Origin of the sequence: Lactobacillus sp. S2-2, assembly GCF_021698855.1 — a bacterium.
Taxonomy (GTDB): Bacteria; Bacillota; Bacilli; order Lactobacillales; family Lactobacillaceae; genus Fructilactobacillus.
On the sequence record NZ_WWFA01000001.1, the window covers coordinates 133,863 to 146,043 of the forward strand.

General features: G+C 27.7%; 12 protein-coding genes, 1 riboswitch and 1 other annotated feature. Of the genes, 4 read left to right on the forward strand and 8 right to left on the reverse strand.

What is annotated here, in order from left to right; translation table 11 throughout:
* Positions 1 to 37 precede the first annotated feature (37 nt).
* From GSH19_RS00720 to GSH19_RS00735, 4 genes are all read right to left on the reverse strand, one after another.
* The gene (locus GSH19_RS00720; RefSeq protein WP_237025999.1) at positions 38 to 682 is read right to left on the reverse strand and encodes an energy-coupling factor transporter transmembrane protein EcfT; all 645 of its coding nucleotides are present in this window, start codon (positions 680 to 682) and stop codon (positions 38 to 40) included.
* Positions 682 to 2,025, reverse strand: coding sequence for an ATP-binding cassette domain-containing protein (locus tag GSH19_RS00725; protein WP_237026000.1), 1,344 nt, complete (start codon positions 2,023 to 2,025; stop codon positions 682 to 684). Before GSH19_RS00725 ends, GSH19_RS00720 begins: the two co-directional genes overlap by 1 nt.
* 92 nt (positions 2,026 to 2,117) lie before the next feature.
* Positions 2,118 to 2,208, reverse strand: a riboswitch (TPP riboswitch).
* Between the two features lie 53 nt (positions 2,209 to 2,261).
* A complete protein-coding gene (locus GSH19_RS00730; RefSeq protein ID WP_237026001.1) occupies positions 2,262 to 2,450 on the reverse strand; it encodes a hypothetical protein in 189 nt (62 codons plus the stop codon).
* 214 nt (positions 2,451 to 2,664) lie between these two features.
* Positions 2,665 to 4,467, reverse strand: coding sequence for an FAD/NAD(P)-binding domain-containing protein (locus GSH19_RS00735; protein ID WP_237026002.1), 1,803 nt, complete (start codon positions 4,465 to 4,467; stop codon positions 2,665 to 2,667).
* Positions 4,468 to 4,634: 167 nt separating this feature from the next.
* On the opposite strand from GSH19_RS00735, the gene GSH19_RS00740 reads away from it, so the two are divergent.
* The 4 genes from GSH19_RS00740 (at position 4,635) to GSH19_RS00755 (ending at position 8,724) form a co-directional block, all read left to right on the forward strand.
* Positions 4,635 to 6,131: a YfcC family protein gene (locus tag GSH19_RS00740; protein WP_237026128.1), complete on the forward strand. Its 1,497-nt coding sequence runs from the start codon at positions 4,635 to 4,637 to the stop codon at positions 6,129 to 6,131.
* 12 nt (positions 6,132 to 6,143) lie between these two features.
* Positions 6,144 to 6,458: a hypothetical protein gene (locus GSH19_RS00745; RefSeq protein WP_237026003.1), complete on the forward strand. Its 315-nt coding sequence runs from the start codon at positions 6,144 to 6,146 to the stop codon at positions 6,456 to 6,458.
* Between the two features lie 51 nt (positions 6,459 to 6,509).
* Positions 6,510 to 6,719 (forward strand) — a binding site (T-box leader).
* A gap of 52 nt (positions 6,720 to 6,771) precedes the next feature.
* The gene (gene asnS / locus GSH19_RS00750) at positions 6,772 to 8,160 is read left to right on the forward strand and encodes an asparagine--tRNA ligase (RefSeq protein WP_237026004.1); all 1,389 of its coding nucleotides are present in this window, start codon (positions 6,772 to 6,774) and stop codon (positions 8,158 to 8,160) included.
* 168 nt (positions 8,161 to 8,328) lie between these two features.
* On the forward strand, positions 8,329 to 8,724 hold the full coding sequence (locus GSH19_RS00755) for a hypothetical protein (protein ID WP_237026005.1): 396 nt from the start codon (positions 8,329 to 8,331) through the stop codon (positions 8,722 to 8,724).
* Positions 8,725 to 8,761: 37 nt separating this feature from the next.
* Here GSH19_RS00755 and GSH19_RS00760 read toward each other — a convergent pair whose 3' ends face one another.
* The 4 genes from GSH19_RS00760 to GSH19_RS00775 all read right to left on the reverse strand — a co-directional run bounded on the left by GSH19_RS00760 (position 8,762) and on the right by GSH19_RS00775 (position 12,012).
* Positions 8,762 to 9,274: a GNAT family N-acetyltransferase gene (locus tag GSH19_RS00760; protein WP_237026006.1), complete on the reverse strand. Its 513-nt coding sequence runs from the start codon at positions 9,272 to 9,274 to the stop codon at positions 8,762 to 8,764.
* A gap of 14 nt (positions 9,275 to 9,288) precedes the next feature.
* Positions 9,289 to 9,798 (reverse strand): YbhB/YbcL family Raf kinase inhibitor-like protein, encoded by a 510-nt coding sequence (locus tag GSH19_RS00765; protein WP_237026007.1) that lies wholly within the window; start codon positions 9,796 to 9,798, stop codon positions 9,289 to 9,291.
* Positions 9,799 to 9,845: 47 nt separating this feature from the next.
* Complete coding sequence (locus GSH19_RS00770) at positions 9,846 to 10,277, reverse strand: hypothetical protein (RefSeq protein ID WP_237026008.1); 432 nt, start codon at positions 10,275 to 10,277, stop codon at positions 9,846 to 9,848.
* A 109-nt stretch (positions 10,278 to 10,386) separates the two neighbouring features.
* Positions 10,387 to 12,012: an APC family permease gene (locus tag GSH19_RS00775; RefSeq protein ID WP_237026009.1), complete on the reverse strand. Its 1,626-nt coding sequence runs from the start codon at positions 12,010 to 12,012 to the stop codon at positions 10,387 to 10,389.
* Positions 12,013 to 12,181: the final 169 nt, after the last annotated feature.

Genomic DNA, 12,181 nt, shown 5'->3' on the forward strand with positions numbered 1-12,181 from the left:
AAAATTCCCCCTAAAGAGTAGATTAGGAGGAATTTTTTTAAATAAAAAACAATAAATTAAAGCTAATAATAATTAAAACAAATAAAATTTTCTCATTGTTACTGATGATTGATTGATAATAATATGTTCTATAACTATCTTCTTTGTATCCTTGTGATTCCATTGCCTGAGATAAGTTATCTGCCCAATAGAGTGATGTCAAGATAGCTTTAAAGTAAAGTGAAGGCGAATACCAAGAAATATTTATTCCACGCATTGCACTATTATTTTTAATTATTTTTATTTCATGCTTAACTTCTCTTTGTAAATTAAAAGCTGCTAAGATACCATAACAAAACTTACTTGGAACTTTAAAATTTTGTTGTAATGAATAAATTAAATCATTAATATTAGTTGATTTAGTAGTTAAAAATCCTATAAAAATATAAGCATAAATTCTAGTAAATAAAGTGTAAGCAAATAATGGACCGCGTTGTCCAAATAATAATTGAGAAATTAAAATACCAATAGCTGGAATTAATCCAATTAAAAACAATTTAAAAATTGCTTTAAAAGCATAAAATTTAAAAAGCAATAATAAAACAGCAATGATAATTAAAATGATATTAACATAAAGATTATTTATAAAAGAAATTTCAAAAGCAATTATCAAAGATAAGATTAATTTAAGAACTGAATTCATTATAATTGTCCTTTCTGATAAACAAGTTTTTGTTGATCAAAGATTAATTTGAAATCGACAATTTCTTTTAAAAAAGTAGTCTGATGACTAATGATAATAAATGATTTCTTATCTTTGAATTTTTCAATTAGTTTAACTAATTGTTGGATTGAAGAATAATCTAATCCAGCAAAAGGTTCATCAAGTAGTAGTAATTGATGGTTGCACATTAACATAATTAAAAATTGTAGTTTTTTCTTTTGACCGCCACTTAAATTATTGATTGAACTATTTAATTTATGACCTAAATTTAAATCTTTTAGAATTTTATTTAATATTTGTTGATTCCATAGTTTATGATTAGCTTTCTTATTGGCTAATTCAATTTCTTCTTGAACTGTAGATTTTAAAAATTGTTGGTCAGAATTTTGAAAGGTTCTTCCAATAGTGTTTAATAATTTTTTTTGTTTAATTTTTGATAATAATTTTCCATTAATTAGTATTTCACCAGAATACTTTTTTAAATTAGTTAACGAGTCAAGTAAGGTACTTTTACCACATCCATTTTCTCCGTGTAAAAGAGTCACTCCATAGTATATTTTGTTAGAGGTATTTTTCAAAATTAATTTATTACCATTTTTAATTGATAATTGATTAAAGGAAATAAGTTCATTTTTAGTTGGTGAAAATGGGATATCAATATCATCATTTTGTTCAAAATTATTTAATTTATTTTTATCGATTTTGCATAGTTGTTGATTTTTCATTTGAAATACATTGGTAACAATTTTTGAATAGTTCGATAAATCATGATCAGTAATTATAATTGTTTTTTTATAATTTACTTGTAAGAATTTGATTGTTTGAATTATTTGTAAACGACTTTTTTGATCAATATTCGCAAAAGGTTCATCTAAAATAATGATGTCTTTTTGAATAGAGATTAAGATTGCTAAAAATACTTTCTGTTTTTCACCACCTGATAAAGAAAATATAGTTTGATACTTTAATTTTTCAATTTTAAATAATTTTAAATGATACTCTATAATTCCATCCATTTTTTCATTTGGAACCATAGTGTTTTCTAACGCAAAAATAAACTCTTCTTTGACGGTGCGCATAACAAATTGATAGTTAGGATTTTGAAACATATAAGCAGTTTCAAATGCATTATTAATCGTTCCATTGAATATTCCTTTTGAATATTTTGGGTATAAATTACCTAGTAATTTTAATAATGTTGTTTTACCTTCACCAGATTTTCCAATAATTAGATTGAATGTTTCAGGTTCAAAAGTTTGATGAATATTTGTTAAAATACTTTCATCTTGTTTGTATTGGAAATTATTAATATCTATTTTCAATATTTCACATCCTATAAAAAAAGCAACTCCAAAGTCATTGGAGTTGCCATTGAATTCATTAAATAAAAGGAACAATTATAAAAATTGAACTTAATAATATATGAAAGTTTTCCTTCGCTAAAATTACTTAGATCAGGTTCAACGGGTATATTCTCAGCCAATTAGGCACCCCAGATATTTAATTGCTATAATTGTAACTTAAAAAATAAAAAAAGACAATCACTGATTGTCTTTACTTAAAAGTCTTCATTTTGATTTTCATCTTTAATTACAAAATCGTAAGTTCTGGGTTTAAAGTCAAATTTGTGTCTTGTTATAATTGGATCACTGTGACTTGCGATTGTTTTGGATGCTAAAACATTAGACGACATTATTATTAATGCTAATGAAGCTGCAAATAATAAAGCAATATGTTTAAACTTCATTTTAAATTCTCCTATCAAATGTTTGTGGCTTAATTATACTATAGTTTGTTTTTTGATTCAATTTTTCTTTATTTATAATATAAATAATCATATTTTGTTTTTATGAATAATTAAAGTCTGTTAGAATTAAGTGATAAGTTATTTAACTTATTAAATTAACGTTTTTGTTAATTTCACCAAGCAAAAAAAGCATCCCTATTTTTAGGGGTGCTTTTTATTTTAAGATATTTTCAGTAATTTTATTTACAACAATAAAGTTATGATCATTAACTTGTGGTCTTGGAATTGAAGTAGTCATCCAATCAATTCCCTCAACAGGTAATCCCCATACATAGATATCATTATTTTTAGTGCTTGAATAATCCTTTTTATTAATATCAATTGCATTATCATCAATAATTTCATCATTAAGCTTAAATTTATGATTGGTAATGAGATTATTTCTCACCATATTTTGAAGTAATGAGCTGTTAGAATGTATTAAGTTGAATTTTGGAACACGAGCTTCAATTAAAGTATCTGCACTAATCATATCATTAGGATAAAAACGTGACCTAATCATAAATTTTCGATTTGCTCCAACTACTTGAAGTTGAGGACCAAAGATAGTTACGATTCCTGCTTTGATTAAAGCTGACAATTCTTTAAATCTGATTTCGGGGGGACCAACAGCTAGAAATGCTTCCAATGAATTAAACATTTTTAAAAATTTAGAAATGTATTCTTCAGTTTCAAATGTATCATCTAGAACTAAATCTCGAATTATATTTCTAAAATCACGTAGTGCTTCTAATGCTGAAGTTAAAGGCCCATGTTTTGATCCTTTTTTTGCATCGTTAGCAATTCTATCAATCCAATTAATTAGTGTAGATTGATAATCTGAAATATTTGTTATTTTTAATCCAGCAACTGGATTTAATAATTTTTCCCAAACTAATAAATCGTCATCATTAAATTGATAGCTATCGATTAGTTTATGTTTATCATCAGCTTGAATAAATTGCTGCTTAAATTGATTAGAATCCATGTCTGGATATTTTTCATCAATTAGTAATGAATAATAAATAAATGATAATTCGTTACTAATTAAATTGATGAAGTTTTGATAAGGTAATTTTTTATTACTGTCTAATTGTTGGTTAATATTTTCTTTTGTTAAGAATTGAGGAGTGACAAGTTCGTCCATCTTTTTCTCATTAATTGCTTTAGCATAATAGGGAACTCCTCGAATTGATCCAGCAAAAATCTTTGGTTCATTACCAGAAGGAATATAGGTTAAATTACCATCTTCTTCCTTTTTGAATGAACCGCCACGTCCTTGAGTTAATTCGGTTAAATAGTCAAAGAAACTTAATCCAAGTCCACGAATGGCAACGATATTATCTTCATTAATGTCAGAAAGATCAACGTTACCCGGATGATTTGGTAAGTAATAATCTAATTGATTATCTTCAGAGTAGTTAACAAGGGCTTGTTCTTCGCTATTTAAATCATTACTAGTTTGACCTGTACTTAAAATAATTTTATTAGCTATAAATTCATTATTTTCAGTTGATAAAATGTATTTATTATTTTCTTCTTGAATATTATTAACTTCTTGATTAATAAAATTAATTCGATTAGTGGGGAATAAAAATTGCTTGTAAAACCATTGCGCATAAATTCCAAATAAAAATCGTTTAGTATATCCATTCTCAGATAAATTATTCATTGAATCAATGATTAAATTTTGATTTGAATATTGGTTTTCTTTAACAAAATTAATTGCTTCATCTAATTTTGACCATTCATATAGATTAGGTCCGGGATTAGTTGATTGATTAATATCATTAAATAATGTTAATTGTTGAGCTGGAGTGTTTGCAATATATTCTTTTGGTTGATCAGTACGCCAAACTTTTCCACCAATTTGGTAAGAATCAAATAAATTTATTTCAACATCATTATTTGATTTTTTTAAAATTTGATCAGCCATGATTAGGCCTCTAGGACCTGCACCAATAATGGCAATTTTCATGTTAATTAACCTCATTTCGTTTCGTTTATTCCATGATAAGCTAAATTAGTATAAAATAAAAATATTTTTATAATGACTAATGTAAATATTAAAAGTATAATGTTCTTTGGATATTTTTTTGAAAGGATCAAATAAGGTTGAAAAATAAAGTAAAAAAGCATTTGAAAATGCCTTCATCTTTTACAATTTTATTTTTAATAACTGCATTTATGGCTGTTTTGACTTGGATAATTCCAGCTGGACAGTATTCAGTTATTAAAAATGGCCCAAAAGGTGGAGAAGGAATAATTCCCAATTCATATCATCAAATAGCACCACATACACAAGGAATTTGGGATGTATTTATGGCACCAATAAAAGGTGTTACTGGAACAGCAACAACTGAAGCCGCAATTCCAATTGCCTTATTTATTTTAGTAATCGGTGGGTTTCTTGGAGTTGTAAATCATACCAATGCTTTAGATGATGGTATTAGAGCAGTTGTTGGAAAATTTAAAGGAAAAGAAAAACAATTAATTCCTATTTTAATGATTATTTTTGCTTTGGGCGGTTCAACTTATGGAATGGCTGAAGAGACACTAGCAATTATGCCTTTACTAATTCCAGTTATGATTTCAGTTGGATTTGATTCAATTGTTGCGATTTCAATTATTTTAATTGGAACACAAGTAGGAATTTTAGCATCGACAATTAATCCCTTTGCGACTGGTGTTGCCTCACAATCTTTAGGTGTTTCAGTTGGAGATGGTATTGGATATCGAATTATTTTATGGATTATTGTTGTTGCAATCAGTATAACTTATGTTTATCGATATGCTTCAAAAATTGAAAAAGATCCAACAAAATCTTTTGTTTATTATCAACGTGAAGAAGATCAAAAACGATTTGAAATCAATAAAATTAATCATGCGATTGATTATAAGATGTCAAAAAGACAAAAACTTGTATTATGTCTTTTTGGTGGTACGTTTGTAACGATGATTATTGGTTTAATTCCATGGAATACATTGAATCCTAGATGGGATTTCTTTATTAAAGTAACTGATAAAATAACTCATTTTCCAGTTCTTGGTAAATTAATTGGAACTGACTTTGCTCCGCTAGGAACTTGGTTTTATCCTGAAATGACAATGTTATTCTTATTTATGTCAGTGATGGTTATGTTTGCTTTTAAAATGCCTGAAAATGAATATATTGATGCATTTTTCGATGGGATGAAAGATTTTATTGGTGTGGCAATGATTGTGATTATTGCTAGAGGTATTCAAGTTGTAATGAATGATGGATTCATATCTGCTACAATCCTTCATTCTGGAGAATCCTTATTAAAAGGCTTATCATCTAGTGGATTTTTAATAATTGAATATTTATTTTATATACCAATGACATTCTTAATTCCGTCATCTAGTGGATTAGCCGCTGCAACAATGGGATTAATTGGACCATTAAGTCATTTTTCTGGAGTTGCTTCTGGACTCGTAATTACAGCATATCAAGCAGCCGTTGGCTTAGTTAGTTTAATTAATCCGACAACTGGGTTAGTAGTTGGAGCACTTGCAATTGCACATATTGATTTAGCTACATGGTGGCGTTTTATGGCTAAACTAATTTTAATTTTATTCATTGTGACTATTCTATTCTTATTAGTTGCAACAATGATTTAAAGGAGGTTTAATATGATTCCTGAAAATATGAACGATATTGATCTGAAAATGGAAGAGTTAAATAATGAAGGTAAATCTATTGATAAAGATACATTGATAAAAGAAACGGTTTTACAATTATTTCAAGCATATTTAGATAATGCAGAAGATGGTCATTATGATACCGGATACTTATTAGATAATAATCAAATCGAAGTTAAGAATATTGCTAATAAATCAGTTGCATTTATTAAAGATAATGAAGGATTTATTGAATCCTTCAAAAAAGATTCTTTTACACTTTTATTATGGCTCGAAAAAGAGGCCCATCGAGTAGCTAATCTTTAGGTTTATTTATATTGTAACTAAATTTATTTAATGGTATTATTTAGTTAAATATTTAAAGCTATAAATAAGGAAAAGTAAGAAAATTCATTTATAAGCGAGTTCAGGATAGTGAGAGCTGAATAACACTGTATTTTTTGAATAACACCTATTTGTTTCTATTCTGAATTAGTAGTAAGATTAGACGTTTTCATGACGTTATAATGAAAAGTGGTTTTTAATTAAACACAGTGGGTGGTACCGCGGAGATCTTTCGTCCCTTTTTTGGAGATGAAGGGTCTTTTTTTATAGTTTATTATTAATTGGAGGGGTTAAGATGACCAAATTAACTGTTAAAGAATTATATAGTCAAGTTGATTTAAATGGAAAAAAAGTTGAATTTAGTGGATGGATCAGAACTATTCGTGGTTCGAAAAAGATTAGTTTTATTGAATTAAACGATGGTTCAATATTAAAAAATGCACAAGTTATTTTAAAAAGTGATAATGAAGATTTTGAGGAAATTAGTAAGTTACCAATTTCTTCAACAATTCTTGTACAAGGTGAGTTTGTGGAAACACCAGATTCACCACAACCTTTTGAAATTCAAGCAAGTCATATTGAAGAATTAGGTAGTTCTGATTCGGATTATCCATTACAAAAGAAAAAGCATTCATATGAATATCTTAGAACAATTGCTCATTTAAGACCTCGTACAAATACTTTTTACTCTGTCTTTAAAATCAGATCAATGGCTGCATTTGCAATCCATCAATATTTACAATCAAAAGGTTTCACATATGTAAATACACCAATTATCACAAGTAGTGATACTGAAGGTGCGGGTGAAATGTTTAGAGTTACAACTTTAGATATAAATAATTTGCCAAAGGATGATCAAGGTCAAGTTGATGATACTCAAGATTTCTTTAAAGAAGAAACTAATTTAACAGTTAGTGGACAATTAGCCGTTGAACCATTTGCTCTTGCTTTTAAGGATGTTTATACATTTGGACCAACTTTTAGAGCTGAAAATTCACATACTGCTCGTCATGCTTCTGAATTTTGGATGATTGAACCAGAAATGGCTTTTGCTAACTTACAAGATACAATTGAAGTTTCTGAAGAATTATTAAAATCAGTAGTTAATTACTTATTCGAGAATGCAAAAGATGAACTAGAATTTTTAAATGATAATGTTGATGAAACATTGATTGATCGTTTAAAGAATACTGTTGATGAAGATTTTGCTCAATTAACTTATACTCAAGCAATTAAAGATTTACAAAATGCAGATACAGAATTCGAAGTTCCAGTGGAATGGGGAATTGATTTACAATCTGAACATGAAAGATATTTATGTGAAGAAATTTATAAAAAACCAGTTTTCTTAACTGATTACCCAAGAAACATCAAAGCTTTCTATATGAGAGATAATGATGATGGTAAGACAGTTGCTGCTGCCGATTTATTAGTACCAATGATTGGTGAATTAATTGGTGGAAGTCAACGTGAAGAACGTTTAGAAGAACTATCTAAAAAAATTCAAGAATTTAACTTAAACGAAGAAGAATACAATTGGTATTTAGAACTTCGTAAATATGGTGAAACAGAACATTCTGGTTTTGGAATTGGATTTGAAAGATTATTGATGTATGTAACAGGAATGTCAAATATCAGAGACGTAATCCCTTACCCAAGAACACCAGGTAATGCACAATTTTAATTAAAATAAGATAGTTAAAAGACTTAAGATATTAGATTTTATATTTAATAGCTTAGGTCTTTTTGATTAAATTAAATGATTTTTATGTCTAGATTTAGTAGACAAGTTTATTTTCAAAGGTTTGTTGATTACTTATTTGTTATACTAAATTAAAAAGGGAGGTATTTAATGGATTTAAAAAAAATACATAATTTAGAGAAAAAGTATAAAGATACAAATTTTTATTATTTTATAATAGGATTATTAATAGGTTTCTTTATTATATGTATGTTCAATTTTTTTACACATAAAAATATTTTTACAGGAATGTCATATATAGCTTTCATGGCAATATTTTATGTCTATTGTGAATTAATAAGAATCTTTTTTTCATCGAATTTAATAAGATTTTTAGTTTCTTTCTTTATATTTTTTATAGGACTAAGTATTGAGATGTTTTTTGATGGAGGATATGTAGACTATACTTCATTTATTTTGACTGGATTTGCTTCTATATTTATCTCAGGGATGATTGTTTTAGCAATTATTGGTTATGAACATGCACAAAATAAAAATAAAAAATAATGATAATAAAAAAGCTTATACATTACGTATAAGCTTTTTATATTTCTTTAATTAAGATTAAATCTTTAAAAACATCAGTTCCAACTGAGTAATTATGAGCACTTTTTTCAATAAAATTAAATTTATGGTAAAATTTTAAAGCTTTTGTATTGTGTTCCCAAACGCCAAGCCAAATATGTTTTTTATTTAATGATTTAGCTAGTTGAATAGCATAATCCATTAATTTTGATCCAAGACAAGAGCCTTGAAATTCTTTTAATAAATAAATTCGTTCGATTTCTAGATAATCATTACCATAATCTTCAGTTTGCGCATCATTTAAATTGATTTTGATGTATCCAGCAATTTGTTCTTGATAATAAACAAAATAAAATTTAGAATTTGGTTCATTTAATTCATTAGTTAAATTTTGAATACTATAATTAGTGTTCAAAAATGTTTCCATATTTGATTTTGAACTTGAATCACTAAATGTATCATAAAAGGCTTTTTGACTAACTTTTTGCAAATCTTGTGAATCATTAATGGATACTTCTTTAATAAATGACATAAATAACTCCTTAATTAATGTTTAGTAGGTAAGGTTAGTTTAGCAGATTCAATTATATGATCTTTCATTTGATGTTTCATTTCATTAAGCCAGAATCCGTCATTCAAATTCAATTTTTTGTCTAATGCAATAATTTCAAGTTGATAATCATGTGTACCAGAAGGGGGCTTAGGTCCAAGATAGTGTTCATTTAATGATTTATCAGTAATGTTTACTAGTTTACCAGCTAAACTATTTTTTCCTTTAGTGGCAGGAATTTTTTCTTTTTGACTTTGATCTTCTGGAATTAGTTTAGTAGTTGGATCTATATTAGCCATTACCCAGTGAATGTAAGTAAACCCACAAACCGGAATGGAATCATCATCTAATAAAATTAATGATAATGATTTTGTTTTTGGTGGAACATTGCTAATTTCAATTGGAAATGATTTTATTGGCATATCTTGTTTTTTATCATTAATATCACCATGTAAAGTATATTCATCAGGTAAAAATCTGTTATTTAATTTAACATTAATATTCATTTTTAATCTCCTTAGATATAAAAAATAAGGAATTGATTATCAATTCCTTATTTTATAAATTTTAAAACATAATAACCTTGACCATCTTGAGTAATTGTATAGTTATTATAACCATCGGCTAACCAATTGTCTTGCATTGCATTTGCCCAATTTTGAGCATCCTCAACGGAATTGAAGTTTTTAGCATAAGCAAAAGGTGAAATATTCTTTTCCGGTTTACTATGTTTTTTGGTTTGAGGTCTACTTAATTTTTTATCTGAATTAGCTTTTTTACTAATTTGATTTTTTTCAAATAGTTGTAAATTATTTGCACTATTCCCAGTTACTACGTTTATTAAACAAACAATAGCAACTACAGTAACAATTAAACCAATAATCCAAGGTAAAACATTGAACTTTTTACGTACTATTTCATGATTTTGATTTGATTCGCTAAAATCGTATCTTCTAATTCTTGAATTTGGATCTTGATTATTCAAACTAATCCCTCCATGTATCAAGGAAAAAACAAGTTATAATTTATTATAACAAATATATTAATATTCTTCCATTTAATGAATATAAAAAAAAGACCAATCGGTCCATTTTTTACATATCTTCGTCTACTGTATCGTTTAATTCTTTTGCATTATCAAAGTTTTTAGTTTTTTGATAACTTTTAACAGCCCAGTAGAAAAATCCAAGTGATGCAATAATAATAACAACAAAATCAAGTGGATAAGGTATAATATTTTTTCCATTAAAAGGTGTTGAACCAATGTATGAAATACCCGAAATAAATATTAGATAAAATAGCATCCATGCACTACCTTTAAGCTTTTTAATTGAATCTTCCCAACCACCTTTAAATTCATAAAAGAAGTAGAATGGAAATCCAATTAAAATTACGATGATTACTTGAATAGTTGTTGGCCACATTGCCCAGTATATTGCTAAACTAGCAAGTACGAAAGCAAGTGGAGCCATTATTTTAGCCAAATTAATTTTAACGGGGCGTTTGAACTCAGGTGCATATTTTCTTAATGAAGCTAAAGTTACGGGTCCAGTTAAGTAAGCAATTAAAGTTGATGTTGAAATAACACTAGCTAAAACAGCCCAGTTTCTAAAGATAGAAACCATAATACAACTGATAATCCAGTTAACAATCATTGCAATTCTTGGAGTTCCCCATTTTTTGTTGATTTTACCTAAGAATTTTGGCATATGACCATTTTCAGTCATTGCAGCTAATGTTCTACTTGTTGAAGCAACAAATGATACACCGGTTCCAAATGGAGATACAAATGCATCTAGGTATAATAAGATAACTAACCAATGAATATTTAATAATAACGCTAAGTCAGCAAATGGTGAGTTAAATTGAATACCGTGCCAACCAACTTTAGCTAATGTATCTGGATCAATAACACCAACGAATGTAAACTGTAACATTACGTAAATTATAATACTAATTACTAATGCAATTATGATTCCACGACCAATATTTTTCTTCGGATTTTCAATTTCACTACCAATATTGATAATAGTTTGGAATGCATTATATGAAAAGATAATTCCTGATACAGTAGTTGCAGCAAAGATAGGAGCAGTACCATAAGGAAAGAATCCTCCCATACCACCAGTATTTGCACCGGTGAAGTTACTTCCATGAAATCCAGAAGCTAGTAGTAAAATAATTGTTAATAATGGAACGATAATTTTAAAAGCTGATGTCATTTCGGTAAATTTAGTTAATAAATCTACTGACCAATAATTTAATAATGTGAAAATCAAAATGAATAAGAATACTACTAATAAACCAAGATTAGTGATAGTTCCATTTTGAACAAACCCATGAGTCCAGCTAGCCCATTTCCAAGGCCAAGAACTCATGTACTGTACTGCGGCAACTGCCTCAATTGGAAGTAGGGTAACAAGTGAAACCCAGTTTGCCCAAGATGCAATAAATCCTAATAAAGATCCATGAGAGTATTGAGCATATTTACTCATTCCACCACTTTCAGGAAACATTGTTCCCAGTTCAATGTAGTTAAATGCAATGGCACCAATTACAATAGCACCAACTACCCATGAAATAATTGCGGCTGGTCCTGCAACTTTTGATGCTTCCCAGGAACCAAATAGCCACCCTGATCCAATGATTGAACTAAGTGCTAGCATTACTGCACTAAATAGACTCATTTTTTTCTTAATCTGTTTATTTTGTTTTGACATAATTCTCCCCTCTCGAATATTTTAGTAATATACCAAATATTAAAAAAAAAGTAAAACATCTTAAACCTTTCATTAGCTTGTCTTAACGCATTTTCAATAAATACTGAAAAATAAAAAGGGATATTTTTCAGTATTTTTTACTTGATATATTCCTATACATTTAATAATG

Excerpts from the sequence above, each read along its gene's own strand:
- GSH19_RS00720 (WP_237025999.1), bottom strand. The coding sequence starts at position 682 with ATGAATTCAGTTCTTAAATTAATCTTATCTTTGATAATTGCTTTTGAA.
- GSH19_RS00730 (WP_237026001.1), bottom strand. The coding sequence starts at position 2,450 with ATGAAGTTTAAACATATTGCTTTATTATTTGCAGCTTCATTAGCATTA.
- GSH19_RS00735 (WP_237026002.1), bottom strand. The coding sequence starts at position 4,467 with ATGAAAATTGCCATTATTGGTGCAGGTCCTAGAGGCCTAATCATGGCT.
- GSH19_RS00740 (WP_237026128.1), top strand. The coding sequence starts at position 4,635 with ATGCCTTCATCTTTTACAATTTTATTTTTAATAACTGCATTTATGGCT.
- GSH19_RS00745 (WP_237026003.1), top strand. The coding sequence starts at position 6,144 with ATGATTCCTGAAAATATGAACGATATTGATCTGAAAATGGAAGAGTTA.
- asnS (WP_237026004.1), top strand. The coding sequence starts at position 6,772 with ATGACCAAATTAACTGTTAAAGAATTATATAGTCAAGTTGATTTAAAT.
- GSH19_RS00755 (WP_237026005.1), top strand. The coding sequence starts at position 8,329 with ATGGATTTAAAAAAAATACATAATTTAGAGAAAAAGTATAAAGATACA.
- GSH19_RS00760 (WP_237026006.1), bottom strand. The coding sequence starts at position 9,274 with ATGTCATTTATTAAAGAAGTATCCATTAATGATTCACAAGATTTGCAA.
- GSH19_RS00765 (WP_237026007.1), bottom strand. The coding sequence starts at position 9,798 with ATGAATATTAATGTTAAATTAAATAACAGATTTTTACCTGATGAATAT.
- GSH19_RS00775 (WP_237026009.1), bottom strand. The coding sequence starts at position 12,012 with ATGTCAAAACAAAATAAACAGATTAAGAAAAAAATGAGTCTATTTAGT.